The sequence below is a fragment of the Rhodococcus koreensis genome, from assembly GCF_017068375.1.
Classification (GTDB): Bacteria; Actinomycetota; Actinomycetes; order Mycobacteriales; family Mycobacteriaceae; genus Rhodococcus_F; species Rhodococcus_F koreensis.
Window position 1 is genome coordinate 6,972,915 of sequence record NZ_CP070609.1, and the last position, 25,598, is coordinate 6,998,512.

30 protein-coding genes and 1 tRNA gene are annotated in these 25,598 nt (G+C 68.7%); 19 read left to right on the top strand and 12 right to left on the bottom strand.

From position 1 onward, the window contains the following. The first annotated feature begins 9 nt into the window (after positions 1–9). The 4 genes from JWS14_RS31605 to JWS14_RS31620 all read left to right on the top strand — a co-directional run bounded on the left by JWS14_RS31605 (position 10) and on the right by JWS14_RS31620 (position 2,351). Complete coding sequence (locus tag JWS14_RS31605) at positions 10–732, top strand: FtsB family cell division protein (RefSeq protein WP_072940893.1); 723 nt, start codon at positions 10–12, stop codon at positions 730–732. Beyond that, positions 729–1,283 (top strand): DUF501 domain-containing protein, encoded by a 555-nt coding sequence (locus tag JWS14_RS31610; RefSeq protein WP_072940892.1) that lies wholly within the window; start codon positions 729–731, stop codon positions 1,281–1,283. Before JWS14_RS31605 ends, JWS14_RS31610 begins: the two co-directional genes overlap by 4 nt. Beyond that, positions 1,280–2,224 carry a Ppx/GppA phosphatase family protein gene (locus tag JWS14_RS31615; RefSeq protein ID WP_095861159.1) on the top strand — a complete coding sequence of 315 codons (945 nt, stop codon included), beginning with the start codon at positions 1,280–1,282 and terminating at the stop codon, positions 2,222–2,224. The genes JWS14_RS31610 and JWS14_RS31615 overlap by 4 nt, the downstream gene beginning before the upstream one ends. A gap of 50 nt (positions 2,225–2,274) precedes the next feature. Further along, positions 2,275–2,351 (top strand) — tRNA-Leu (locus JWS14_RS31620). Between the two features lie 234 nt (positions 2,352–2,585). Here the strand turns inward: JWS14_RS31620 and JWS14_RS50275 are convergent. From JWS14_RS50275 to JWS14_RS31640, 4 genes are all read right to left on the bottom strand, one after another. Further along, positions 2,586–3,164, bottom strand: a complete 579-nt coding sequence (locus JWS14_RS50275) for an HNH endonuclease (RefSeq protein WP_241031531.1) — start codon at positions 3,162–3,164, stop codon at positions 2,586–2,588. 71 nt (positions 3,165–3,235) lie between these two features. Next, positions 3,236–4,012 (bottom strand): class I SAM-dependent methyltransferase, encoded by a 777-nt coding sequence (locus tag JWS14_RS31630; RefSeq protein ID WP_095861158.1) that lies wholly within the window; start codon positions 4,010–4,012, stop codon positions 3,236–3,238. A gap of 17 nt (positions 4,013–4,029) precedes the next feature. Continuing rightward, a complete protein-coding gene (locus JWS14_RS31635) occupies positions 4,030–4,401 on the bottom strand; it encodes a hypothetical protein (protein WP_095861418.1) in 372 nt (123 codons plus the stop codon). A 154-nt stretch (positions 4,402–4,555) separates the two neighbouring features. Then, a complete protein-coding gene (locus tag JWS14_RS31640; protein ID WP_072940882.1) occupies positions 4,556–4,999 on the bottom strand; it encodes a hypothetical protein in 444 nt (147 codons plus the stop codon). Positions 5,000–5,170: 171 nt separating this feature from the next. On the opposite strand from JWS14_RS31640, the gene JWS14_RS31645 reads away from it, so the two are divergent. Both JWS14_RS31645 and JWS14_RS31650 read left to right on the top strand, forming a co-directional pair. Next, positions 5,171–5,605 carry a hypothetical protein gene (locus JWS14_RS31645; protein WP_072940880.1) on the top strand — a complete coding sequence of 145 codons (435 nt, stop codon included), beginning with the start codon at positions 5,171–5,173 and terminating at the stop codon, positions 5,603–5,605. Then, complete coding sequence (locus tag JWS14_RS31650) at positions 5,602–6,204, top strand: metallophosphoesterase (RefSeq protein WP_072940877.1); 603 nt, start codon at positions 5,602–5,604, stop codon at positions 6,202–6,204. Before JWS14_RS31645 ends, JWS14_RS31650 begins: the two co-directional genes overlap by 4 nt. On the opposite strand, the gene JWS14_RS31655 is transcribed toward JWS14_RS31650, so the two are convergent. From JWS14_RS31655 to JWS14_RS31675, 5 genes are all read right to left on the bottom strand, one after another. Further along, positions 6,176–7,162: an AraC-like ligand-binding domain-containing protein gene (locus tag JWS14_RS31655; RefSeq protein ID WP_095861157.1), complete on the bottom strand. Its 987-nt coding sequence runs from the start codon at positions 7,160–7,162 to the stop codon at positions 6,176–6,178. The genes JWS14_RS31650 and JWS14_RS31655 overlap by 29 nt on opposite strands. Before the next feature lie 16 nt (positions 7,163–7,178). Further along, positions 7,179–7,718, bottom strand: coding sequence for a MarR family winged helix-turn-helix transcriptional regulator (locus JWS14_RS31660; RefSeq protein ID WP_095861156.1), 540 nt, complete (start codon positions 7,716–7,718; stop codon positions 7,179–7,181). Positions 7,719–7,809: 91 nt separating this feature from the next. After that, entirely contained in the window at positions 7,810–8,643 is an 834-nt protein-coding gene (locus JWS14_RS31665; protein WP_072940868.1) for a mycofactocin-coupled SDR family oxidoreductase, read from the bottom strand. Between the two features lie 23 nt (positions 8,644–8,666). After that, the gene (locus tag JWS14_RS31670) at positions 8,667–9,410 is read right to left on the bottom strand and encodes an SDR family NAD(P)-dependent oxidoreductase (protein WP_072941198.1); all 744 of its coding nucleotides are present in this window, start codon (positions 9,408–9,410) and stop codon (positions 8,667–8,669) included. Between the two features lie 25 nt (positions 9,411–9,435). After that, entirely contained in the window at positions 9,436–10,371 is a 936-nt protein-coding gene (locus tag JWS14_RS31675; protein WP_072940866.1) for a 3-oxoacyl-ACP reductase, read from the bottom strand. Positions 10,372–10,618: 247 nt separating this feature from the next. On the opposite strand from JWS14_RS31675, the gene JWS14_RS31680 reads away from it, so the two are divergent. Next, positions 10,619–12,082, top strand: a complete 1,464-nt coding sequence (locus JWS14_RS31680) for an MFS transporter (RefSeq protein ID WP_072940864.1) — start codon at positions 10,619–10,621, stop codon at positions 12,080–12,082. A gap of 71 nt (positions 12,083–12,153) precedes the next feature. Here the strand turns inward: JWS14_RS31680 and JWS14_RS31685 are convergent, their stop codons facing one another. Beyond that, positions 12,154–12,636 (bottom strand): nuclear transport factor 2 family protein, encoded by a 483-nt coding sequence (locus JWS14_RS31685; RefSeq protein WP_072940861.1) that lies wholly within the window; start codon positions 12,634–12,636, stop codon positions 12,154–12,156. After that, positions 12,633–13,529 carry a TIGR03619 family F420-dependent LLM class oxidoreductase gene (locus JWS14_RS31690; protein ID WP_095861155.1) on the bottom strand — a complete coding sequence of 299 codons (897 nt, stop codon included), beginning with the start codon at positions 13,527–13,529 and terminating at the stop codon, positions 12,633–12,635. Before JWS14_RS31690 ends, JWS14_RS31685 begins: the two co-directional genes overlap by 4 nt. Positions 13,530–13,729: 200 nt before the next feature. Between JWS14_RS31690 and JWS14_RS31695 the strand changes: the two genes are divergently transcribed. Then, positions 13,730–14,623, top strand: coding sequence for an IclR family transcriptional regulator (locus JWS14_RS31695; RefSeq protein ID WP_095861154.1), 894 nt, complete (start codon positions 13,730–13,732; stop codon positions 14,621–14,623). Between the two features lie 33 nt (positions 14,624–14,656). Here the strand turns inward: JWS14_RS31695 and JWS14_RS31700 are convergent, their stop codons facing one another. Continuing rightward, the gene (locus JWS14_RS31700; protein ID WP_095861153.1) at positions 14,657–15,193 is read right to left on the bottom strand and encodes a flavin reductase family protein; all 537 of its coding nucleotides are present in this window, start codon (positions 15,191–15,193) and stop codon (positions 14,657–14,659) included. Positions 15,194–15,390: 197 nt separating this feature from the next. Between JWS14_RS31700 and JWS14_RS31705 the strand changes: the two genes are divergently transcribed. From JWS14_RS31705 to JWS14_RS31755, 11 genes are all read left to right on the top strand, one after another. Beyond that, a complete protein-coding gene (locus JWS14_RS31705) occupies positions 15,391–16,266 on the top strand; it encodes an alpha/beta fold hydrolase (RefSeq protein WP_095861152.1) in 876 nt (291 codons plus the stop codon). Next, on the top strand, positions 16,263–17,975 hold the full coding sequence (locus JWS14_RS31710) for an FAD-binding protein (RefSeq protein ID WP_095861151.1): 1,713 nt from the start codon (positions 16,263–16,265) through the stop codon (positions 17,973–17,975). The genes JWS14_RS31705 and JWS14_RS31710 overlap by 4 nt, the downstream gene beginning before the upstream one ends. Then, entirely contained in the window at positions 17,975–18,760 is a 786-nt protein-coding gene (locus JWS14_RS31715; RefSeq protein WP_095861150.1) for a 2-keto-4-pentenoate hydratase, read from the top strand. The genes JWS14_RS31710 and JWS14_RS31715 overlap by 1 nt, the downstream gene beginning before the upstream one ends. 7 nt (positions 18,761–18,767) lie before the next feature. Beyond that, on the top strand, positions 18,768–19,673 hold the full coding sequence (locus JWS14_RS31720) for an acetaldehyde dehydrogenase (acetylating) (protein ID WP_206016232.1): 906 nt from the start codon (positions 18,768–18,770) through the stop codon (positions 19,671–19,673). A 38-nt stretch (positions 19,674–19,711) separates the two neighbouring features. Then, complete coding sequence (dmpG, locus tag JWS14_RS31725; RefSeq protein ID WP_072940841.1) at positions 19,712–20,770, top strand: 4-hydroxy-2-oxovalerate aldolase; 1,059 nt, start codon at positions 19,712–19,714, stop codon at positions 20,768–20,770. A 40-nt stretch (positions 20,771–20,810) separates the two neighbouring features. Continuing rightward, positions 20,811–21,989: an acyl-CoA dehydrogenase family protein gene (locus tag JWS14_RS31730; RefSeq protein WP_206015047.1), complete on the top strand. Its 1,179-nt coding sequence runs from the start codon at positions 20,811–20,813 to the stop codon at positions 21,987–21,989. An 87-nt stretch (positions 21,990–22,076) separates the two neighbouring features. Beyond that, positions 22,077–22,988: a biphenyl-2,3-diol 1,2-dioxygenase gene (gene bphC, locus JWS14_RS31735; RefSeq protein WP_206015048.1), complete on the top strand. Its 912-nt coding sequence runs from the start codon at positions 22,077–22,079 to the stop codon at positions 22,986–22,988. Next, positions 22,985–24,136, top strand: coding sequence for an alpha/beta hydrolase family protein (locus JWS14_RS31740; RefSeq protein ID WP_206015049.1), 1,152 nt, complete (start codon positions 22,985–22,987; stop codon positions 24,134–24,136). The genes bphC and JWS14_RS31740 overlap by 4 nt, the downstream gene beginning before the upstream one ends. A 78-nt stretch (positions 24,137–24,214) precedes the next feature. Next, the gene (locus JWS14_RS31745) at positions 24,215–24,601 is read left to right on the top strand and encodes a hypothetical protein (RefSeq protein WP_206015050.1); all 387 of its coding nucleotides are present in this window, start codon (positions 24,215–24,217) and stop codon (positions 24,599–24,601) included. Between the two features lie 3 nt (positions 24,602–24,604). Further along, entirely contained in the window at positions 24,605–24,982 is a 378-nt protein-coding gene (locus JWS14_RS31750; RefSeq protein ID WP_179377543.1) for a PEP-utilizing enzyme, read from the top strand. Beyond that, a complete protein-coding gene (locus JWS14_RS31755) occupies positions 24,982–25,581 on the top strand; it encodes a helix-turn-helix domain-containing protein (protein ID WP_072940827.1) in 600 nt (199 codons plus the stop codon). The genes JWS14_RS31750 and JWS14_RS31755 overlap by 1 nt, the downstream gene beginning before the upstream one ends. Positions 25,582–25,598: the final 17 nt, after the last annotated feature.

Sequence of the window (25,598 nt, forward strand, 5' to 3'; positions counted from 1 at the left end):
TTGGGGTAGGTGGCACAGCGCGGCAGGCCGCGGTCGTCCGGAGCAAGTCCGGGCGGCCGTGGCACCGGGCGTGGTGAACGGGCCCGCGGAAGCCGCGCGGAGGGCGCTCCCGGAGCGCGACGCCCCCGCACCACCAAGTCGACGACGCCGGGGCAGGCCGACGGCAAACCGGACGCCGTCGACAGCGCCGACACCGGCAAGGTGCTCCCCGGCCGCGCCCGCCCGAGACGGGTGGGCGCGACCGGGGCCGCCCGCATACCTCGGTCCGAGCACAAGATCCTCGGGCTGTCGACGGGCCAGGCGCTCGTCCTCGTCATGGTCGTGCTGCTTCTCGCCCTCACCCTCGCGGTTCCGCTGCGCAACTACCTCACCCAGCGTGGTGAAGCGGATCGCATTGCAGCGGAACAGGTTCAACTCGAGAAGGATCTGCGGGAACTGCGGATTCTCGAGGAGCGTTACTCCGACCCCGCCTACATCGAGGCGCAGGCGCGGGGACGGCTCCGGTGGGTGAAGCCCGGCGACACGCCGTTCCAGGTGCAGCTGCCCGGCGACTACAAGGAGCCGGAGAAGCAGGAGGAGAAGGACGCCGAGATGGCGGGCCCCTGGTACTCCGACCTGTGGAAGACCATTTCAGAACCGCCGGCCGCGCCCGAGGTGCAGCCGGCACCGGCTCCGGCGCCCCCCATGGTGCCGCCGCCCGTACCGCCAGAACCAGGAGAACCCACCGGGTGACCACTTCGTCCAACCCGTCCAGCCCCGTGCCGCAGGAAGACCTCGACGCCGTCGCCGCCCAACTCGGCCGCGAACCGCGAGGAGTGCTCGAGATCGCGTACCGCAGTCCCGACGGCGCACCCGGCGTCGTGAAGACCGCGCCCAAACTTCCCGACGGAACGCCGTTCCCGACGCTGTACTACCTGACCGACCCGCGACTGACCGCGGAGGCCAGCAGGCAGGAGTCCGCGGGTGTGATGCGTGAGATGACCGAACGTCTCGGGCAGGACCCGGAACTCGCGGCCGCATACCTGCGCGCCCACCAGTCGTATCTCGCCGAGCGTGACGCCATCGAACCATTGGGAACGGACTTCACCGGCGGCGGCATGCCCGAACGCGTCAAATGCCTGCACGTGCTGATGGCCCACTCGCTCGCGAAGGGGCCGGGCGTCAACCCGCTCGGCGACGAGTCGGTGGCCCTCGCCGCATCCGCGGCAGGCGGAAAGCTGAGGGGCACCGCGATTCCCGCGGACTGGCCCGGCATCGACGACATCGAAAGTCCCGAACAGTGACGCGCGTCGCCGCCGTCGACTGCGGCACGAACTCCATCCGCCTCCTCGTCGCCGATGTCGACGACAAGGGTGCCTTGCACGACGTCTGCCGCGAGATGCGCGTCGTCCGGCTGGGGCAGGGCGTGGACGCCACCGGGCGTCTGGCGCCCGAGGCCATCGAACGCACCCGCGTCGCGTTGACCGAGTACGCCGGAATGATCGCGGACGCCGGCGCCACCGCCGTCCGCATGGTGGCCACGTCCGCCACCCGCGACGCGTCCAATCGGGAGGATTTCTTCTCGATGACCCGCGACGTGCTCGGTGCCGTCATCCCGGGCGCCGGGGCCGAAGTCATCACCGGCGACGAGGAAGCGCGACTGTCGTTCAACGGTGCGGTCGGGGAACTCGATCCCTCCCAGGGGCCGTTCGTGGTCGTGGACCTCGGCGGTGGTTCCACCGAAGTGGTGCTCGGCGACGAATCCGGCGTTCACGCGGCGTTCTCCACCGACATCGGGTGCGTGCGCATCACCGAGCGCTGCCTCCACCACGATCCGCCGACGCCCGCACAGATCGAGGACGCCCGGGCCTTCGCACAGGAACGCCTCGACGACGCGTTCGCTCGCGTCCCCGTCGAACAAGCCCACACCTGGGTGGGCGTCGCAGGCACCATGACCACGATCGCCGCACTCGCGAAAGAGCTGCCCGAATACGACGCCGAACAGGTGCATCTCTCCCGCATCCCGCTGCCCCGGCTGCGGGAGGTCTGCAACTCGCTGATCGCCATGACCCACACCGAACGCGCCGCGCTCGGACCGATGCACCCCGGACGGGTCGACGTCATCGGCGGCGGAGCGATCGTGACCCTCGCCCTCGCCGACGCATTCGAGAAAAAGGCCGGCATCGACCAACTCGTCGTCAGCGAACACGACATCCTCGACGGAATCGCCTTGTCGATCGCCTGAGCTAGGGTGATCTGCGCACGGTCGCCGAGCAACACCCTCGGCGACCGGTAGCCCCTATAGCCCAATTGGCAGAGGCAGCGGACTTAAAATCCGCCAAGTGTCGGTTCGAGTCCGACTGGGGGCACCATTAAGCCGCAGTGGAGCATTTCCGCCTCGCGCTACGAAGGTGACGTTGACCAGGTCGCGGCGTGGCTGGATCGGATGGAGCGGCACGAGCACGACACGGACCGAGACGTCCGTCCGATCCGAGGCCGAAGGGTCGGCGACACATGCATCGGATGGCGAACTGGTCGTTTGAGGTGTGCGAGCTGGCGGAGTGCGAGAGCACGGGGCAGGCGATATGACGCACCGCAGGCAAGCCCTACCCCGCCGCGATGATCCTGTTCGACTTGGTCCGGTTACACCGCCAGCACAAGGTTTGAAGATTCTCCGGCGCTGTCAGACCGCCCTTGGACACAGGCATGATGTGATCCACCTCCAGCAACAGATGCGGTTCCGCCGACAGAGAAATCGAGCAGTACCGGCAAGTGTGGTTGTCACGGGTCTTGATCATGTTGCGCAGCGTCGTGGTTATGAGCGCGCGCTGGCCGGCCGCGCTCTTCAGCCACTTGATCTTCTGCGACATAGTTTCGATCAGCACGTCGATCGTCTGCCGGTTGAGAGTGACAGATGATCGCTGGCCGCTGTTTCCACCGGCACTGACGTACTCGAAGGTATAGACCGGGTACGGCACGCTGATCGGCGACAACTCGACTCCGACGTGCTTCATGAGCTCGTCGGAGTAGTGCTCGAGGACGAACTTCGGCGGGTTGACCATTTGTGTGATGCCGGCCTCCCGCTGCTGAAGATTCGCGACCGCATCCTCCAGACGGGTGATGCCGTCCCCGAGGCTCTCCACCTCGGCGAGGTCTTCCTCGTTGAGATGGCGCGACAAGTTCAAGTCAGCGCGTGAGCCCGTGCGCTGGGCGAGGAAGTAAGCGCCAAGCCCGAGCCACCGCCGACGCGCCGCTGTCAGGACTGCCGGACGAGTTCCGCGCGCATCTGAGTGAACAGGAACAACCCCGGGCGTCGGGAGATCTGCTCGTACTCGCGTGCGACGTCGTCCATGAACTCGGGGACGGCGGCGTCGTCGAGGTGCGCGGTCCAGTCGGTGGATCCGACGGTGCACCACCGCACGAAATCTTCTCGGGAGCCGAAATCCCATTCGACGTCCCGGACGACGAGGTTCGTGGTGTCGAGTCCTGTCGCTTTCGCGAATCCGCGGAATGTCGCGGGCTCGATGTGGATGAACGGCGCCGTGAAGTCGGTGAAGAACTCCGCCCACCGTGGGCGTGCCGAGATGGCCATCATCACGTCTTCGATACTGGTCCGTGGACCGGCGCACACCATCTGGACGATCACACGGCCACCGTCCACGACGCTGCGGGCGATCGCGGCCAACGCCACCTGCAGGTCGGGAACCCAGTGCAGCGCGTTGAACGACACCGCGACGTCGAACTCACGGTCGAACGGAAGGTCGCGAGCGTCCGCGAAACGGAACTCGGCGCGGGCCCCGTCCGGCACCGCCCTCGATTCTGCCTTCGCGATCATCCGCGGGGAGGCATCCACTCCGACCACCGAACCGCCGGGAAGCCGCTCGGCGATCCGGAGCGTGACGAATCCGTCGCCGCACCCCACGTCCAGCACACGTTCAGTGCCGGCGAGGGTGAGCTCCGCGATCGACTGCTCCGCGACGGCGCGCTGCAGTGCGCCGACATCGGCGTAGCCTTCGCCGTCCCAGTCGACCACGACGGCCCGCGGTTCTCTCAGGCTCCCTGGTGGTGCGGGCTCGAGTGTGCGCCGCCCCCGGATCGCGCGATGGACGCGCGGACGCGGGCCGTGGCCTGCCAGATCTGAGTGCTGTCGTGCACGCTGATACACGGTATTCCCTGTTCACGGGCGCTCTGAATCGCCTGCGCGTCCTGAGGGGAGCCGACTCCGTCGAGGACGTCCTCGGTGACGATCGCGCAGAGCGCGGGGCCGTCCAGCTTCCGGACGGGCTCGAGTCCGTGGACGACCATCCACTGCTTGACCATCGCCCAGTGCGACACCTCTTTGTACCGGGTGGGGTTTCCGATGAAGAGAACCCGACGAGAGCGGCGGGCGCGAGCGATATCGATGTGCGTGACGGTAGCCATGGCGGAGGGTTCCTGTCCGTTGCGGGATTCCGTACTGTCAATCCCCACTCGCACCGGTTTCGTTACGCCCCGCCCCAGGAAGTTCGCCGATCCCGCATACGTGAGTGCGAAAGAGTGCTCGAACACGCTTTGCCGCTCACGTACGCGGGGGCCGTCAGCTGCCGAACGGGCTGCCCGACGAGCCTCCGCCGCCTGGCCCGGACGTGTCGGTCACGGTGACGGTGGTGGGGTCCTCGGTGCCGTTGGTCAGCGGCGGAGCGGTGCCCCACTGCTCGAAAGACGGAATGCTCGAGCAGGACCACTGGACCGAGTACTTGCCGGGGTCGACGGTGGCCCGGAGTTCGCCGTCGTCTCCGCCCATCACGACGGTGGGTCCCACAATGGCGGCGGGCACGGTCCCGTCGACGGGGAGGACGTTCATCAGGCACAACACCGCCCCGGGGACGTCGTACCGGACTTCCATGACCACCGCGTTCCCGTCGTCGGTGATGTCGACGGCGATGTCCTCGGGTGCCGCGGACGCCGTGGGTGCGGCGAGCAGACCCACGCCGGTGACTGCGGCGGCGATTCCTGCGGTTCGTGCGATCGTGACCTTCATCGGTGCATCCTTCCGGACTTCTCGGTTGCCGGTTTTGGTACGAGCCAGGAGCCACCCGGGAGTATCGCACCTCCAACCCGGATCTGCTGGGATGCGAAAGGTGGAACACTGCTGGTCTGGGGGTTCTCAGCGTGTCGATCCGGCACCCGGTGCATCGAAGGAGACGGCGAAGTGCTCGGACGGAAGAACTACACGGAGGAAGAGATCGATCACGCCGAGGCGTCCGTCGCGGAGCAACTCGCCGTGTACACGTCGCTGACGGGAGCGATCGCGGGCGAGGTCACGGGCAAGAAGGTCTTCGCCGCGCTGGAGGATTTCGAGCCCCTGTTCTTCGGCAACATGGTCCTCGCGCTGGACCGCTACTTCGTCCACCGGGTCCGGGCGGTGACGGGCAAGGACGCGAACCCGCTCAACGAAGTCGAGATCATTGTCGACTCATTAATGAACAACGGCGGCGTCCTGCGCGGCATCAGCGTCCTGAAGTATGTCCCCGACCAGTCCGTTCTGAAGCTCGAGATCGGCGACCCGATCCGGGTGAGAGCCGACGACTTCACACGTCTGTCGGCAGCGTTCTTCGCGGAGCTGCGGTCGCGGTTCCTGGCATGAGCGTCTGGTTCACGTCCGACCTGCACCTTCGTCACGCGCGGCTGGTGGAGATCCGGGGCTTCGACGCGGAGATCGACGCGCACGACGAATCCATCCTCGACAGTCTGGGTGCCGCCGTCGGGAGCGGCGACCAACTGTGGATACTCGGCGACGTCACCGTCGGGGGTAAAGCCGCCGAGGACTGGGCGCTCCGCGCGCTGGACGAGTTCGCGCGAAAACGGAACGTCGAGCTGCATCTGATCCCCGGCAATCACGACTCGTGCCACCCGATGGCGAACCGCAACAGCCACCTCAGGCAGCGGGTCTTCCTGGACACGTTCGCGTCGGTGCAGCTGTTCGCGCGACGGAAGGTCGCGGGCCGGACCGTGCTGCTGTCCCATTTCCCGTACACCGGCGACCACACCGAGGAGGACCGGGGCGTGAAGTACCGCCTGCAGGACGGGGGAGACTGGTTGCTGCACGGGCACACTCACCAATCCGCTGTACTCGACGCCGCCGTGCATCCCCGGCAGATCCACGTCGGCTGGGACAGTTGGCGCCGACCCGTCCACGTCGACGAGGTCGCGGAGATCATCGAATCCGTCGCTCCGTCTCCGTGAGCGGGGTGGCCGCGGCGCGATAGGTGCCGGGCGTCGATCCGTGAGTGGCCTTGAACAGCCGGGAGAAGTGGGCGGCGTCGGCGAAACCCCAGCGGGCACCGATGGCCGAGACGGTCAGCTCGCGGTACCGGGGGTCGGCGAGATCTCGACGGCACTGCTCGAGTCGCCTTCGCCGAATCCATCCGCTCACCGTGTCGCCCTCGGCTTCGAACATCTTCTGCAGGTGCCGCACCGAGATGTGATGGGCGGCCGCGATCGACTGCAGATCCAGCTCCCGGTCGGCGAGCCGCTCGTCGATGAACGCGGTGACCCGGGCCTGCAGTTCGTCGCCGCGCGACAACGGGGTCGGCCCGTCGGCGAGGTGGAGTTGCTCTGCGAATGCGGCCGCGACCAGGTCGAGGACGGCATCGCCGAGATGCAGCGCGACGGTGGGGGAGGCGTCGGCGATCTGCTCGCCGAGTCCGCGCAGCAGGGGCGTGACGACGGCGCCGAGCCCTTGCCTGCCCGACACCCGGCGCGCGGTGAGCTGCGCGATGCCGTCGGGCGGAACGCGCAGGAGATGCCGGGGGAACATCACGACCAGCATCCGGAACCGGTCGTCGAACGACAGCTGATACGGGCGGGTCGTGTCGTAGATCGCGAAGTCACCCGGGGTGAGCGCAGCTTCACGGCCGTCCTGGGCGAGGATGCAGCAGCCGCCCACCTGCAGTCCGAGTTTGAAGTAGTCGGGGTTGGCGGCGCGGATCGTCCGCGGCGTGCGCCGAATGACGTGCGGGGCGGCCGTGACCTCACTGATCCGGACCGCCCCGACCGTCGCGCCGCGCACCACGCCGCGGAAGTCGTCGTGGTCCGCCGACGTCATCTCGAGGGGGACGAACGCGTCGCTCACCGACTCGCGGAACTCGTCGAACGACACGAGGCGCTGTTCCCCGGGACGGATCAGGCTGCTCACGGCCATCACCTACTCGTCACGGCTAGCTGCGTTTGACGGCTTCGCGGGCGGCGGTGCCCGACGCCATCTTCTCCAGCAACCCGATCAGGACGACCCGTTCCGACGGTGTCAGCGTCTCGGTCCACGTCTGCTCACGCTTGTTGTGCGCCGAGTACGTGCTGACGATGGCCTCGCGCCCGGCGTCCGTCAGCTCGAGATCGACGGCCCGGCGGTCGCCGGCGGACGGTCGCCGGGTCACGAGCCCGTCGCGCTCGAGCGTGTTGACCAGGGCCGACACCGCAGACCTGCTCATCCCGGACAGCGACGCCACCCGCTTGGCCTCGCACGGTCCGGCGAGCCACAACACGAACAGCACCCGGAACCCCGGCCAGCTCCACCCGCTGGGCCGGTGGACCGTCGCCTCGAGGTCGTAGACGAGGGCGCTCGTCACCCGGTGCAGCGCGAGCACCAGCCGCATCGACACCGGATCGACCTCGGGCAACTCGTCGACGGTCTTGCCCACCGCGAAGTCCATGAAGGACAGGAAGTCCAAATCGCTCTGGTCGGTCGTCTCGTCGGGCATGAACCCAGGTTAGCGGCCTGTACTGCTTAATCAAAGCCTTGACCAAAGGCGTCCCGTGAGTACTTATCAACGTCCGGCGGTTGATAAGTACTCACAGGCCGCGGGCGGCAGTACCCGCGTCGACGGGCAGGACGATGCCGCTGATGTGCGCGCTGCCCTCGGCGCCGAGGAACAGCACGACGCGGGTGATCTCGGCGGCGTCCAGCCACGCCACGGGCTGGGCGTGCAGGCTGCGGAACACCGGTTCCACATCCTCGGCGGCGGGTGCCTCCAGGTCGGGACGCATCATCCGGTAGAGGGCGTCGTTGTGGATCATCGGTGTCGAGATATTGCCCGGTGCAATCGCATTCACGGTGATGCCGTGCGGGGCGAGATCGAGCGCAGCGCTCTTGGTGAGCCCGATGACGCCCCACTTCGACGCCGCGTACGCCGCCATGTTGGTGCTGCCTGCGCGGCCCAGCATCGACGAGATGGTGACGATCCGGCCGTATCCCCGCCGGATCATGCCGGGTGCCACCGCCCCCACCGTGTTGAAGACGCCGGTGAGGTTGGAACCGATCGCCTCCGACCACTGTTCCTGCGTGAGCGACTGCACGGGGGCGGCCACGGAGACGCCGGCATTCGCGACCGCGATATCGATCCGCCCGAACTCGGACTCCGCCTCCGCGACGAGTGCGTCCATCGCGGCCCGGTCGGCGGTGTCCGCCTTGGCGGTGAGGCACCGGCGGCCGGTGGCGCGCACCAGTTCGGCGGTCTCGTCGAGGTCGGCGGCGGTGGCCAGGGGGTAGTTCACCGCCGGGCTGTCCTCGCAGCGGTCGCACAGCACGATGTCTGCCCCGCGTTCCGCCAGTGCCACCGCGTGGCTGCGTCCCTGGCCGCGCGCGCCGCCGGTGATCAGGGCGACTCGGCCCTGGAAGTCGTTCATCGTCGTTCTCCTGTCCGGGCGGATCAGCGCAGCTTGATGCTGCCGCCGTCCGCCATCAGTGTCTGGCCGGTCATGTATCGGGAATCGTCGGACGCGAGGAACACCGCCACGGGTGCGATGTCGGTCTCGGGGTCGCCGATGCGCTGCAGCGGAACCTTCGCGACGGACGCGGCGGCGCGGTCGGGGAATTGTTCCTGCCAGGCGAGGACGCCCTCGGTCGCGGCGAACGGGCAGATCACGTTGACCCGGATCTGATCGGCCGCCCATTCGTTGGCCGCCACCCGGCTCACCCCGCGAATCGCTTCCTTCGCGGCGGCGTACGACGTCTGGGTGGGCATCCCGTCGAGTCCGGACCCGGACGCGAAGTTGATCACCGAACCGTTCGCCGCCTTCAACTGCTCGTAGCAGGCCTGCATCAGGTGCACCACCGGATAGAACCCGGTGCGGAACGAGAGGTCGAACATCTCCTGGGTGTGGTCGATCAGCAACGCCTGACGCGAGGCGTGGGCGTTGTTGACCAGCACGTCCACCGATCCGAACGCTGCGACCGCGGCGTCGCGGATCTGCTCGGCGGACTCGCGCCGGGAGATGTCGGCGTTCAGGAAACGGGCGGCCGCTCCGAGTTTCTGCTCGAGTTCCCGACCGCGTTTTTCGTCGATGTCGACGAACAGGACGTTGGCGCCCTCGCGGACGAACACCGTCGTGACGGCCCGTCCGATGCCGCCGGCGCCGCCGGTCACGATCGCTGTCTTTCCGTGCAGCCTCAACGTGTGCTCCTTCTGCGATCGCGGCTCAGGCACCGGCGAGGACGCCGGTCGCCAGCGCAACCTTCTCCAGTTCGGCGACGCTGAACGCCGCGTAGTTCTCGTACGGTCCGCGACCGGCGAAATACGGTGTGAGGAGGCCGTCGAGCTCCTCGGGTGAGAACGCGGAACCCGCTGCGTCGAAGCGGTTCTCGACCTTCGGTGCCTCCATGAGCGCGACCATCTTGCCGTAGACGACGAACACCTGCCCGGTGATCGCGTCGGCGGCGGGGGAGGCCAGGTAGTGGACGAGGGTGGCGACACGTTCGGGGGACAGGGGGTCGAGGCCCGTGTCGCCCGGGTTCTCGCCGAACGCGTCGGCGGTCATGGCCGTCCTGGCGCGCGGGCAGATCGCGTTGGCCCGAACCCCGTAGCGGGACAGGCCCTGCGCCGTCGACAGGGTGAGCGCGGTGATCCCGGCCTTCGCGGCCGAGTAGTTGGGCTGTCCCGCGGACCCGAACAGGAACGCCTCCGACGACGTGTTGACGACCCGCCCGTACACCGGGCCGCCGGCGGCCTTGCTCGCCTCGCGCCAGTGCACGGCCGCGGCGCGCGACGTGGCGGCGTGCCCCTTCAGGTGGACGCGGATGACGTCGTCCCAGTCGGATTCGGAGAGGTTGAAAATCATCTTGTCGCGCAGGATTCCGGCGTTGTTGACGAGGATGTCCATCGATCCGAACGCGCTGACGGCCTCGTCGACGAGGCGCGCGCCGAGCGCCCAGTCGGAGACGTCGCCGGTGACGGCGACGGCCCGGCCGCCGGCCGCGGTGATCTGCGAGGCGACCTCGTGTGCGCCGTCGCCCATGTCGTTGACGACGACCGCGGCTCCGGCGGCCGCGAGTGCGAGGGCTTCGGCCCGGCCGAGGCCTGCGCCGGCGCCGGTGACGACGGCGGTGCGTCCGGTAAGGCTGAGTGATTCCGTCATGGGAACTCCTGATCCGCGAAGAGAAAATTAGATTTCATTCTAGTTGTATCGCATGAACTACTGATCAGTCACTAGATGGTCGCAATATCGTGCAGGAATGTTTTCTACTATTCGTGTCGTTTCGCGTCACCGGGCACCGGCCGCGGGTAGGTCTCGGTGAGTGGGAACTGTGGTCGGCGTCACTGTGCGTCATGCCAGGTTGGGCGTGCTGATCCACTCGAATCCCCCGGAGCCACATATGCATAACATGCCCCTGTCCCCAGGTGAGGCGGAGCGCGCACCGCTCTCACGCGGGAAGTCGTTCGCCCTCCTGGCCCTGATCATCCTTCTGGTCGAGGTCATCCCGCTCGCCTACAACTTCGTCACCCCGGCGCTGCCGGAGATCGCGAAACACTTCGGCACCGCGAACGTCGGCTGGGTGATCACGATCGTCACGCTCGTGCTCGCCGCCTCGACTCCGCTCGTCGGCAAACTCGGCGACATCTACGGCAAGAAGCGGATGATGCTCGTGTCGGCCGCGGTATTCGGCGCCGGATCACTCCTCGGAGCGCTGGCCCCCACCTTCGAACTGTTCCTCGTGGGCCGCGGCCTCCAGGGCGCGGGCATGGCGATCCTCGTGCTCGCCTACGGGCTGATCCGCGACATCCTGCCGCCGTCGATCATTCCCGTGGCGGTGGGATTTGTCGCCACGGGCATGGGCGCCAGCACCATCCTCGGCCCGATCATCGGCGGCTATCTCATCGACCACTTCGGCTACACCGGCGTGTTCTGGGCGCAACTTGCCCACGTGGTGGTCGTCGGCATCGCGGTCGCGATCTTCGTGCCCGAGACCACCCTGCGCACCCGGTCGAAACTCGATGTGCTCGGTGCGGTGATTCTCGGTCTCGGCGCCTTCGTGCTGCTGTTCGGCATCGGCAAGGCCGCCACGTGGGGGTACACGGCGCCTCAGACGCTTCTCTGCGTGGGTGGCGGTCTCGCCGTTCTCGCCGGTTGGCTGGTCTACGAACGCACGCCGAAGGAGCCGCTCGTCGACCTGCAGATGCTCAGGCACGGACCCGTCGCGAAGACGCTGGCCGCCAGCGGTTTCGTGCAGTTCGTCCTGGTCAGCCATTCGATGCTCATCCCGATGTTCGTGATGACCGACCCCGACCTCGGTCTCGGCTACGGATTCGGCGTCACCGCCCTCGCCGTCGCAATCTACACCGTTCCGACGGGTGTCGTGTCGATGATCGCGGGCCCGGTGGGCGGCTACTTCACCCGGCGCATCGGCCCCGCGCCGGTTCTGGTGTTCGGCGGCGCTTCCCTGTCGCTCGGGTCGGTCCTGCTCGCCACCCTGCACGACTCGACCGTCCAGATGATGTTCGGGCAGTTGGTGATCGGCCTCGGGCTCGGTTCCGCGTCGGCGACGTTGCCGAATCTCATCATGCGCACCGTGCCCGCGCAGACGCAGGGGATCGCCGGTGGGATGCTGAACCTGTCGGGCTCGCTGGGCAGTGCGATCGGCAGCCAGATGATGATCGCCATCGTCGCGATCCCCGGCGTCGTGCTGGTGGGCCGCGCCGCCCAGTACTCGGAGAAGGGATTCGTCTACGCCTTCTTCACGCTGGCGGTCGCCGGACTGCTGGCCGCGGTGATGGGACTTCTCCTCACCCGCAACAAGATCGAGCGCCCGGCCGACGCGGCCGCACCCACGTCGGAGTTGGTCGCCTGACCGTCGCCCGCCGCACCAGGACGAGGCCCGCAGCACCTGCGGGCCTCGTTTCGGTGCAGCCGAAGCCGTGCTCAGTCGCGCACCCCCGCGGCCAGCAGGGTGCGGGCCTCCTCGCGACCGTCGAGAAGCCGATTGACGCGGCGGGTCACCTTCCACTCGCCGTCGATCTTGGCGAGCTCCCACCGGTTTGCGGTGATCCGGTGGACCCGGAACCCGGCGTCGTCGTGAATGATCAACTGCGACTTGCATGTGGCCACCGCGGTATCGCCGTCGACGCGCACGTGCCCGGGCTCGAGCATGTGCGCGCAGCCGCCGCCGATCCAGCCCTGATGTGCCTGCGACTGCACCATCGCCGTGATGGCCGCATGCCCGCGCATCACCCCGGTGTCGACGTCGTACACGCCGTCCTCGGTCCACAGACGCGCGACGGCGTCGGCCGAGCCGCTGTCGATGGCGGGGCCGTAGGCGGTCATCAGCTCGAGGATGGCGAGCTTGTCCTCGAGGGCGGTGACGCGTTCGGCGAGTGTGCGGACGAGTTCTTCGGTGCCGGTCATGGGCGGATCCTGTCTTCGGTCGTGGTGCGGAAGGAGAGGCCGAGGGTGTCGCCCAGCTGCCGGAGGGCCTCCAGTTGCTCGCAGTAGTGGGCTGCGCTCGTGGACGTGAGGGTGGCGCTGACGACGGTGGTGCCGGCCTCGCGACGTCGTTCGAGGGAGCGGGCCACGGCGCCCCGTGAGCCGATCGGATCGAGCGGTGCGCCTGCGCTGAGGACCACCTCGAATTTCTCGGGAAGGTCGACCCGGGCGAGCAGCGCGCACAACTCGTCGAGTGACAGACCGAACGGCACCCAGCCGTCGCCGAGCGTCGTCGCGCGGCGCAGGGACCGCAGTGTGCGTCCCCCGATCCACAGCGGGACTCGCGGCTGGACGGCGTGCGGTTCGACGACGACGCCGTCGAAGTCGTAGAACGGGCCGTGGTACTCGGGCCTCGGTTGCGACAGGGACGCGCGCAGCGCCGCGAGCGCGTCGTCGGCGCGGGCGCCGCGGTCGTCGAAGTGGGCGCCGAGCAGGTCGAATTCCTCGCGCAGGCTGCCCACGCCCAGGCCGAGCACGAGCCGGCCGCCGCTGACGACGTCGAGCGTGCCGTAGCGCTTGGCGATCTCGAGGGGGTGGTGATAGCCGAGCACCAGAACCTGCGTGGCCAGGCGGATGCCGGTGGTCTGTGCGGCGAGGAACCCGAGGGTCGCGAGCGGGTCCCAGTAGGTGCCGCCGCGTTCCACTGCGACGTCGGTGGGGACGGCGACATGCTCGCTGCAGGTGAGGTGGTGGTAGCCGAGGCGGTCGGCCGTGCGGGCGATCGCGGTGAGCTCCGCGATGCCGGCGCCGAGTTCCCAGTCCGCGCGGACCGCGGGGTGCGCGATGACGATGGGCGGCGCGATTCCTATGTGCATCAGTTCGTAACTCCGCTCTCGGGGTCGTCTGTTGTCACCGTTGTAGTGGAGGTACCCCGCGGGGTGCGCGGAGATTCCCGGTGACCGGGCGCGGCGGTTGCCCGATTCCTTCCCCGCGGCGGGCGCGGCTGGTACATTTTAAGAATTCATTTCAGTTTTTGTCGGACGTATGCGTGTGACCAGGATATTTGGAGGCGTCGATGACTGTCGTCGATTTGGATGATGCACTGTCGGTACCCGCTGCGAAGAAGGATCTGCCGCCGTCGATGGTGGAACGGATGACGCTCATCCTCGACGCGTTCGACGGCCGGACGTCGCGCCTGACGCTCGAAGAGGTGGCGTGCCGCACCCGGCTGCCGCGGTCCACCGTGCACCGCATCCTCGACCAGCTCGTCCGTCTCGACTGGGTCGACCACGCCAGCTTCGGCTACTGCCTCGGGCGGCGGGCGATGGGACTCGGCGGCGGCGACAACGGGCACAGCCAGGTCCGGGCCGCGGCGGCCCCGCTGCTGCACGAACTGCACATGCAGACCGGGATGGTCGTGCACCTGGCCGTGCTGGACGGCGCGGAGAGCGTGTACCTGGACAAGGTGGGCGGGCGGATGGCCGCGGCCCTGCCGTCCCGCGTGGGTGGGCGCGTGCCCGCCTACACGACGGCGGGCGGCAAGGCGATGCTCGCATGGGTCGACCCGGAGCAGGTGGACGGCATGTACGGGCCGCGGCTCAGCCGCAGCACGGACCGCACGATCACCGAACTGTCCACGTTGCACCAGGAGCTCAACCGGATCCGGCAACGTCGCGGTCTCGCCTTCGAGCGCGGGGAGGCGGTGCGCGGAATCGGGTGCGTCGGTGTCGCTGTCCGCAGCGCCGACGGACCGGTCGCCGGCATCTCGCTGTGCGGAGACGCGCGCACCGTCCAACTCGAGCGCGTCGCCCCGCTCGTCGTCGACGCAGCCCGGGAAGTCACGCGGACGCTGCACCCCGAACTGGGAACGCCCCGCCGCGGCCGCCGGACTCCGGAGATCCCGGACAGCTCGTGGTCGACCGAGACCCTCGACCAGCTCCTCGCGGTGCAGTCGGGGCAATGGCTGTAGCGCCCGTGCGTGGCTGACGAGTCCCCGGACTCGTTACGCGCGCACGGGCAGCGGGGCGGCGTCGAGGCCGAAACCGCCCCGGAAGAACACCATCGGACGCTCGTCGCACACCGATTCGAGTTCCAGGACGCGTCCGATCACGACGTCGTGATCGCCGGCGGTGTGCACCGACTGCACGTCGGCATGCACGCGCAGGAGGACCCCCGGCAGCGACGGCGTCGACCACCCCGACGGCTCCCAGACGAGCCCGTCGAACTTGGCACCCCGGCTCGAACCGAACCGGGCGCAGAGGTCCGTCTGGTCCTCGTGTAGCACGTTGATCGTGAAGCGTCCCGACCGCCGGATGCGCGGCCATGCCCGGCCGCGGTGATCGGCACAGAACAGGATCAGTGGCGGCTCCAGCGACACCGACGCGAACGACTGGCACGCGAAACCGACCGGGCCCTCCGCGTCGAGCCCTGTCACCACCGTCACGCCGCTGGCGAATTGCCCCAGGGCACGGCGCATCTCGCCCGGTGACGGTGCGTCCGGGTGTGCCGCGGGCTTGTTGCCGGCCGGTTCGGTTGCCATCAGACCGCCTCCGATTGCTCTTCCGTCGCCGACCGATTCGGCGATCGACCCCGAGGCTAGAGACGCCCCCGAAGCGTCACGAGATGCCGTCTCGGTCAGTGGAAGTCCCCGCCCGGACCGTGCCCGAGCCGTGCGGTGTCTCGCTGACCGGGATCGCTCCTGTCCGAGTCGGGACCACGCTGGCAACGTGATCGACCATGACGACTGACTCGAGTTACGAGGGCACCCTGAAGGAGCTGAAGACCGACCTCGGCGTGCTTCGCTACCACGAGGCCGGCGACGGTCCGCCTCTTCTGCTGCTGCACGGTTCCGGCCCCGGCGTGACGGGGTGGCGCAACTTCCGCGGCAACCTCGGCGTCTTCGCCGAGCACTTCCGCACCTTCATCCTGGAGTTCCCGGGATTCGGGGTCAGCGACGATTTCGGCGGCCACCCGATGCTCACCGCGGGCGACGCGGTGCTCCGCTTCCTCGATGGTCTCGGACTCGATGAGGTGGCGATGCTCGGAAACTCGATGGGCGGCATCGTCGCCACCCAGTTCGCCATCGCACACCCCGACCGCGTCGCCAAGTTGATCACCATCGGCGGCATCGGCAGGAACCTCTTCAGCCCCGGTCCCGGTGAGGGCATCAACCTCCTGATGGAGTTCACGGACGAACCCACCCGGGAACGACTGATCGCGTGGCTGCACTCGATGGTGTTCGACCCCGCCATGGTCACCGAGGAACTGATCGAGGAACGCTGGACGCAGGCCACCGACCCCGAGACCCTCGCCAGCGCCCGCAAGATGTACAGCAAGGCCGCGTTCGAGGCAGGCGCCAAGGCGGCACTCGCGTCCGACGCCACCCCGTACTGGGCCCAGCTGCACAAGGTGACGGCGCCGACGCTGCTCACGTGGGGCCGCGACGACCGGGTCAGCCCGCTGGACATGGCGATCCTCCCGATGCGGTCGATCCCGCGGGCGGAACTGCACGTGTTCCCGAACTGCGGGCACTGGGCGATGATCGAGCAGAAGACGGCGTTCGAGAGCGCCGTCCTCGCCTTCCTCCTCCGCAAGGACGGCAGCGGACGATGAGCGGCACCGCAGAAACCTTCGATACCACAGTCGATTTCCTTGTCGTCGGCAGCGGTGGCGGCGGCATGGCCGCGGCGATCACCGCGGCCCACCGCGGGATCGACACCCTCGTCATCGACAAGGGCGCGACGTTCGGCGGATCCACCGCCATCTCCGGCGGCGGCATCTGGATACCCAACGCCCCGACGCTGCGCGCGAAGGGTGTCGTCGACTCCCGCGAGTCGATCCGCCGCTACCTCGACATCATCACCGAGGGCACCGTCGCCGCCGACCGCCTCGACGCGTTCGTCGACAAGGGTCCCGAGCTGATGGAACTGCTCGACCGCAGCCCGCACATGGAGCTGTACTGGGTGAAGGGCTACTCCGACTACCACCCGGAATACGAGGGCGGGCGGCCGCTCGGGCGCACCATCGAATGCATCCCGTTCGACACCCGGGCGCTGAAGGAGGACGAGCAGTTCCAGCGTCCCAACAGCATGAAGGGTCCGCTGGGCCTGTGGGTCACCTCGAAGGATTACCACGACCTCGCCATGGTCAAGCGCACGTGGAAGGGCCGCAAGGCGTCGCTGGTGGCGGCGTGGCGGGTGGCGTCCAACGTGGTCCGGCGACGCCACATGGCGACCGGCGGACGCGCACTGGTGGCGCGGATGCGGATGGTCCTCAAGGACGCCGGGGTGCCGCTGTGGCTGAAGACGTCGATGACGGAACTGATCGTCGACGGCACCGGAGCGGTCGTGGGTGTGCTCGCCGAGCGCGACGGACAGACGGTCCGGATCGGCGCCCGCCGCGGCGTGCTGCTCGCGACCGGCGGGTTCGACCACAACCAGGACATGCGGGCCAAGTACCTGCCCCGGCACGGCGTTCCGGACGTCAGCGCCGGCGCCCGGGAGAACACCGGCGACGGCATCGTCGCCGGCCAGAAGCTCGGTGCGGCAGTCGACCTCATGGACGACGCCTGGTGGATGCCGTCGGTGCTGCACCCGATGGGTGCCGTGATCCCGCTCGTGTCGGAGCGGTGCATTCCGCCGTCCGTCATCGTGAACGGACGCGGCGAACGCTTCACCAACGAGTCGTCGCCGTACGTGAACTTCGTGCACGACCAACTCGACGGCGGCCATGTCCCGGCGTGGTTCGTCATGGACAACAAGGCGAAGTCGCGGTACCCGTTCGCGCAGGTGCTGCCGGGTGTGCCGTTCCCTCAGGGGTTCTACGACTCCGGTGTCGTGCACAAGGCGGACACGCTGCGTGACCTCGCCGAGAAGATCGGCGTCAAAGCAGACACCCTCGTCGCGACCGTCGATCGCTTCAACGGCTTCGCCCGCAGCGGCACCGACGAGGACTTCGGCCGCGGCGAGAGCGCGTACGACCGGTACTACGGCGACCCGACGATGAAGAACCCGTGCCTCGACGAGATCGTCCAGGGCCCGTTTTACGCGATCCGCTGCGAGGCAGGCGACCTGGGCACGAAGGGCGGACTCGTCACCGACGCCGACGCCCGGGTGCTCCGCGAGGACGGGACCGTCATCGACGGCCTGTACGCCACCGGCAACACGTCGGCGTCGGTGATGGGCAACGAATACGCCGGCGCGGGCGCGACCATCGGTCCCGCCATGGTGTTCGGCTACATCGCCGCGCAGCACGCCGCCCACGTGAGTGGCAAAGAGTCCCGGAACACACGACAGCACTCACGTGCGGGGGAGGTGGCGTGATGCTGAGCGACGCGCAACGACTGTCCGCCGCCCACCTCCTGCGGAACGCCGAACGGAACCGCGCACCCATCGATCCGCTGACCACCGTGTTCCCGGGCATCGACGTCGTCGACGCCTACGAGATCGCGCTGCTGAACATCCGGGCACGGCTGGCGGCGGGGGAGACGGTGTACGGCCACAAGGTCGGACTGTCCTCCGAGGTCATGCAGAAGATGATGGGCGTCGACGAGCCCGACTACGGACATCTGCTGTCGAGCATGGTGTACGCCGAGGGGACGCCGATCGACACCGCGCAGTTCTGCTACCCGCGCATCGAGGTGGAGATCGGATACGTCCTCGGCGAGACCCTGCCGGGGGAGGGGTGCACCGAGACCGACGTGCTCGCGGCCACCGAATACATCGTTCCCAGTATCGAACTGATCGACTCCCGCATCACGGACTGGAAGATCGGGCTCGCCGACACGATCGCCGACAACGCGTCCTCGGCCGGCGTGATCCTCGGAGCCGGACGGGTGGAACCGGCGAACGTCGACATCGGCGCGATCTCCGCGGTGCTGTTCCAGGGCGAGGAGGAGATCGCGCGGGGGGAAGCGTCGGCGGTGCTCGGCAATCCCACGAAGGCCGTGGCCTGGCTGGCGCGGAAGGTCGCGAGCTTCGGAGTGCAGCTCGAGGCCGGGCACGTGATCCTGCCCGGTTCGTGCACCCGCGCGATCGACGCCCGCCCCGGCGACGTGTTCCGCGCCGATTTCAGTGACATCGGCTCCGTATCAGTAGAATTCAAGTAAGGCGACAATTGTGACCAAGGCTTTCGCCGCGATCGTCGGATCCGGCAACATCGGCACCGACCTGATGTACAAACTCCTCCGCTCGGAGATCATCGAGCCCCGCTGGATGATCGGCGTCGACCCCGACAGCGAGGGACTGAAGCGCGCCGCGGACCGGGGTGTGATCGCCAGCGCCGAGGGCGTCGACTGGCTACTCGCCCAGGACGAGCGCCCCGACATCGTCTTCGAGGCCACCTCGGCCTACGTGCACCGGGCGAACGCGCCCCGCTACCGGGAACTCGGCATCCAGGCGGTCGACCTCACCCCGGCCGCGCTCGGACCCGCGGTCGTGCCCGCCGTGAACATGGGCGAGCACCGCACCGCACCGAACGTCAACCTCATCACGTGCGGCGGCCAGGCGACCATCCCCATGGTCCATGCCGTCTCCCGGATCACCGACGTCGCGTACGCCGAGATCGTCGCCAGCGTGGCCTCGCCGTCCGCGGGCCCGGGTACCCGCGCGAACATCGACGAGTTCACGATCACCACGAGCCGGGGCATCGAGACGATCGGCGGGGCGAAGAAGGGTAAGGCGATCATCATCCTGAACCCGGCCGAGCCGCCGATGTTCATGAAGGACACCGTGTTCTGCTCCATCCCCGCCGACGCCGACCGCGGCGCCATCACCGCGTCCATCCACGACGTCGCGGCGTCCGTGCAGGCGTACGTCCCCGGCTACCGTCTGCGCGCCGAACCGCAATTCGACGACCCGACGCCGATCAGCGGAGGACTCGCCCGCGTCGGCATCTTCCTCGAGGTCGAAGGCGCCGGCGACTTCCTGCCGCCCTATTCCGGCAACCTCGACATCATGACCGCCGCCGCCACCAAGGTCGGCGAGAGCTTCGCGACGCAGATCCTCGGCGCCAGCGTCTGAGCGCGTCCGCCCCACATTCACTCTTCGAAGGAATACCGATGCCTTACAGTGCCGATCTCGACATCCGGGTGACGGACTCGTCGCTGCGCGACGGCTCCCACGCCAAGCGACACCAGTTCACCGTCGACCACGTCCGCTCCATCGTCGGGGCGCTCGACGCCGCCGGCGTTCCGGTCATCGAGGTCACCCACGGCGACGGACTCGGCGGTTCCTCGTTCAACTACGGATTCAGCCACACCCCGGAACAGGAACTGATCAAGGCCGCGGTGGAGACGGCAACGCGGGCCAGGATCGCGTTCCTCATGCTCCCCGGACTGGGTGTCCAGTCCGACATCCGGGAGGCCGCGGACAACGGCGCGAGCATCTGCCGCATCGCCACGCACTGCACCGAAGCCGACATCTCCGTGCAGCACTTCGGGCTCGCCCGCGAACTCGGGCTGGAGACGGTCGGGTTCTTGATGATGTCTCACAGCCGGCCGCCGGAGGTTCTCGCGCAGCAGGCGCGGATCATGGCGGATGCCGGCTGCCAGTGCGTCTACGTGGTGGACTCGGCCGGGGCGCTGATCCTGAACGCCGTCAGCGACCGAGTGTCCGCCCTGGTGGCCGAACTCGGCGACGACGCACAGGTTGGATTCCACGGCCACGAGAACCTCGGCCTCGGTGTCGCCAACTCGGTGCTCGCCGTCGAGGCGGGCGCCTTGCAGATCGACGGCTCCACCCGGCGCTTCGGCGCCGGCGCGGGCAATACCCCGGTCGAGGCGTTCGCCGCCGTCACCGAGAAACTCGGAATCCGCACCGGCATCGACACTCTGAAGATCATCGACGCCGCCGAGGACGTCGTCCGGCCGATCATGGACGGCGACTGCCTGCTCGACCGGCTGTCGCTGACCATGGGTTACGCGGGCGTGTACTCCAGCTTCCTCAAGCACGCCGACTCCCACGCCCGCCGGTACGGCGTGTCCGGTGCGGAAATCCTCATCGAGGCCGGCAGGCGCGAGCTGGTCGGCGGTCAGGAAGACCAGCTGATCGAAATCGCCCTCGGCCTCGCGGACCGGCAGTCCGCGGAACCTGCAGTCGCCGAGAAGAAGTCCGCCTAGGCGTTCCGCCGGGTACCGACACCAGAAAGCCGAGATCATCATGGGCCAGGTTCTTGACAGGATCGAACAGTACGCGGACGAGATCCGCGCGGAAGGCACCGAGGGCGACAAGCTGATGCGCCTGTCGGACACGTCCGCGAAACGGTTGCGCGACTCCGGGGTGATGCGGATGCTGCAACCCAAGGAATACGGCGGCTACGAATCGCATCCGCGCGAGTTCGCGGAGACCGCGATGGGCATCGGCGCCATCGACGGAGCCGCGGGCTGGGTCAGCGGCATCGTCGGCGTCCACCCGTGGGAACTGGCGTTCTTCGACCGCACCGCGCAGGACGAGGTGTGGGGCGAGGACTCCGACATGTGGATGGCGTCGCCGTACGCCCCGATGGGGGTGGCCGTGCCCGTCGACGGCGGCTACGTCCTCAACGGACGGTGGTCGTTCTCCTCGGGCACCGACCACTGCGGGTGGGTCATGATCGGCGCCGCCGTCGGTGACCGGGACGGCAACCGGGTGATGCCACCCAAGATCCTGCACGTGCTGCTGCCACGCTCGGACTACGACATCGACCAGGACAGCTGGAACGTCGTCGGACTGCGCGGCACCGGATCCAAGGACCTGATCGTCGAGGACGCATTCATCCCGCAGCACCGGACACTGCAGGCCGACAAGGTCTTCGACGGTTCCGCGCCGAAGGAGTTCGGCCGCACCCAGACGCTCTACAACTTCCCGTTCTCGTGCATCTTCCCGCTCGGCATCACGTCCTCGCTCATCGGCATCGCCGAGGGCGCGCTGGCCTGCCACCTGAACGCGCAACGCGAACGCGTCACCGTCTCCGGGACCCCGATCAAGGACGACCCCTACGTGCTGTTCGCGATCGGCGAGGCGGCCGCGGAGATCGCGGCGTCCCGCGCGGCGATCCTGGAGACGGTCGACCGGTTCTGGGACATGACCGAGAAGGGGCAGGACATCTCGTTCGAACTCCGCTCCATCGGTCGGCGCACCCAGACGGCCGCCGCCTGGCGGGCGGTGCGCGCCGTCGACGAGATCTTCGCGCGCTCCGGCGGCGGTGCGCTCCAACTGAAGACGCCCATGCAGCGTTTCTGGCGGGACGCCCACGCCGGCCTGTCCCACGCCATCCACGTGCCGGGCTCGATCTTCCACTCCTCGGCCCTCACCCAGCTCGGCGGCGAACCCCAGGGCATCCACCGCTCCATGATTTAGGCGCTTCGCGCCCGTGCGCCTTTTTGGTCGTTCCAGCTACCAGAAAGGCGCACGGGTGGCGGAGCCGCCTCCAGGAAAGGACTTCACATGACCGACATCCGAGGGCTCGGCTACCTGCGGATCCAGACGAAGGACGTGCCACGCTGGCGGGAGCTGGTGGTGGACGGGCTGGGCATGGCCGTCGGTTCCGGCCCCGAGCCCGGCGGCCTGTACCTGCGCGTCGACGAGCGACGGTCGCGGCTGATCGTCCTGCCCGGCGACACGGACAAGGCGCTCGCCGTGGGCTGGGAGGTGCGCGACCAGTTCGCCCTCCAGCGAGTGCGGGAGCAGGTGGAGAAGTCGGGCGTCACGGTCGACGTCCTGTCCGAGGAGGAGTCGCGCTACCGCGACGCCGAGCAGGTGATCGCGTTCGACGATCCGTCCGGCACCCGGGTGGAGGTGTTCTTCGGGCCCGTGCTCGACCACAGTCCCGTCGTCACCCCGCACGGGGGCCGCTTCGTCACCGGCGCACAGGGGCTGGGCCACGTGGTCCTCCCGACGCCGGCGTTCGAGGAGGCCTACACGTTCTACACCGAGGTGCTGGGGTTCCTGCCCCGCGGCGCGATCCGGCTCGGACCGGCCGACGCCCCGGGACCGGCCCGGCGGGTGCGGTTCATGGGCGTCAACCAGCGCCATCACAGCCTCGCGTTGTGCCCCGCGCCGCACAGCGGCGAACCCGGGATGGTGCACCTGATGACGGAGGTCGACTCCCTCGACGCCGTCGGCCAGGCACTCGACCGGCTCGGCAAGCTCGGCTTCTCCATCTCGTCGACCCTCGGCCGTCACACCAACGACCGCATGGTGTCGTTCTACGTGCGCGCCCCCGGCGGCTGGGACCTCGAATTCGGCACGGAGGGCATGCTCGTCGACGAGGCGCACTACACCGCCGAGGAGATCACCGCGGACAGTTACTGGGGCCACGACTGGTCGGGTTCCGAGCCGCTGGCGGCGTTCTCATGACGGTCTCGCGCGCCCGCATCGGCGCGGTGGCCGCACTCGTCCTCCTCGGCGGAAGTGCCTGTTCCAGTGCGGCATCCGAGACGGTCACCGACACGTCGCCCCGGCCGGGTCAACTCCTGTCGGCCCGCTCCGTGGACGATGGTCCCGCGCTGCCGAGCGCCGGACGGAACGAGGTGATCACCTACGCGTCGCAGGACGGCAACGGCGACCCCGTCGTGGTGTCGGGCACCGTGTCGATTCCCCGCACGCCGGCGCCCGAGGGTGGGTATCCGGTGATCAGCTGGGCGCACGGCACCACGGGCGTCGCGGACGCCTGCGCCCCGTCCGCGGATTTCGCGGGCGGCCCCGCCCACAGTTATCTCTCCGGGGTGAATGCGTCCCTCGACGACTGGGTGGCGAAGGGGTACGCGGTGGTGAGCACGGACTACCAGGGTCTGGGCACGCCGGGAATCCATCCGTACATCAACGGTGACACGGAGGCGAACGCCGTCGTGGACATCGTCCGCGCCGCCCGCGACGTGGATCCGGCGGTCGGCTCGACGTGGTTCGTGATCGGGCACAGCCAGGGTGGGCAGGCGGCGCTGTTCACCGCCGCGCAGGCCGGGGAGCGTGCCCCGGAACTGCATCTCGGCGGTGCGGTGGCGATCGCCCCGGGCAACGGGCTCGACCAGACGCCGCAGTACTTCCGCTCGGGTGTGCCGGGTATCGAAGCGGCCGAGGCGTTCCTCCCGCTGATCCTCCTCGGCGCGCAGGCCGCCGATCCCGCGATCGACCCGTCGGCGCTGTTGACGGAGCAGGCGCAACCGCTGCTGACGGCGGCGCGGACCGGGTGCATCGACGACATCCGGAAGGTGCCGCCCGTGCCTGCGGGTCAGGTCTTCCGCCCCGACGCCGACCTGGGGCCGCTGACGGAGTACCTGGGCCGCCAGGAGCCGTCGAGGGTTCACGTGCAGGTCCCGACGCTGGTCGCGCAGAGTTCCGGTGACCTGGTGGTGAGCAAACCGTCGACGGATCTGATGGTGAAGACGTTGCAGGACAACGGGAACGAACTCACGTATCGGACGTACGAGGGTGCGGACCATCGCGGGACGATCGGGGCGTCGCAGCAGGACGCGCAGGATTTCGTCGCCGGGATCCTCGCCCGCTGAGGGTGCCGGGACCTCACCGGACGACACGACCATCAACAGTCTGTTGACAACAGACTGTTGATGGCGTGAAGTGGTCGGGTGACCACCGACGACCAGACACACGCGGCAGAGCTTGATTCGGCACGCTCGACGCTGAACCAGGCCGGTGCCGCGAGGCTCGAGCGGCGTCCGTGGGAGCATCCCGGGCAGCCGCGGTCGGACACCGACCTCGTCAGGTTCGCGGCGTGGGCCGGCCGGGATGCGCAGGGCACGGACCCGGCTGTGGTCGCGGCAGGGCTGCGGCTGCTGTCTTCGGCGCGGGTCGAGCTCGACCAGATCGAGGCCGGTCTGCTGTTCGCCGCCCGCAGCAGTGGGCTGACCTGGCCGCAGATCGCGGAGGCGCTCGGCCTGGGGACGGCTCAGGCCGCCCAGCAGCGCCTGAACCGGGTCCTTGCCAGAGCCGGCGACCGCGACGCGGAGGCATGAGCTGTGCCGATTCTCCCCCTGCCGGACGCGTCGGAGCGATACGGTGACACTCTGCTGACGGGCGTCGCAGCCAGCCCGGGAACCGCCGTCGGCCCTGCGCGGATCATCGGCGGCCTGGACGACTTCGTCCGTTTCCGCTCGGGCGACGTCCTGGTCTGCCGAACGACCGCGCCGGCGTGGACCCCGCTGCTGGCCCTCGCGTGCGCGGTGGTCACCGAGACCGGCGGTGTGCTGGCGCACGCCGCGATTGTGGCCCGTGAGTTCGGCATCCCTGCCGTCCTGGCCGCGCCGATGGCCATGACCACCCTGACCGACGGCCTGCTGGTCCGCGTGGACGGCACGCACGGGCACGTCGCTGTTCCGAACGCCGGGGGGATCTGATGCCGCACCGCACTCCGACGGACATTCTGGTGTTGCACGCCGTGCGGATCCTGGGCTACGCCGAGACCGCGCGCATCGCCGCCCGTTTCGACCTGTCTGTCGAGACGACCGTCGAGCACCTGCTCGATGCCCAGGCCCGTGGGTGGGTCACCCGCACCCCCTTCGCCGAGGACAGCGGCTGGTCCCTGACCGATCTCGGGAAGGCGCACGGCGAAAGACTGCTCGCCGCCGACCTCGACCGGTGCGGGATCCGTGCCGTGGTGGTGCAGGTCCACCGGGAGTTCCTGCCGCACAACGTCGCCGTCGCGGACGCGTGCACCGCCTGGCAGTTGGCCGAGCTGGGTATCGGCGAGGCCATCGTGACCCTCGACGAGACCACCACCCGCCTGGGAATCGCGGCGGACGCCCTGGCCGATTTCGAGACGCGCCTGGTTGCGGGCACGGACCGATTCGCCGGCTACCAGCAGCGGTTTGCCGACGCCGTCGGGCGGTCGAGCACGGATCCGGGCTGGATCACCGCGACCGACCGCGACTCCTGCCACCGCGTCTGGTTCGAGTTCCACGAGGACCTCATCGCGTCCCTCGGCCTGGCCCGGTAAGAGGCCTAGTCTCGAAC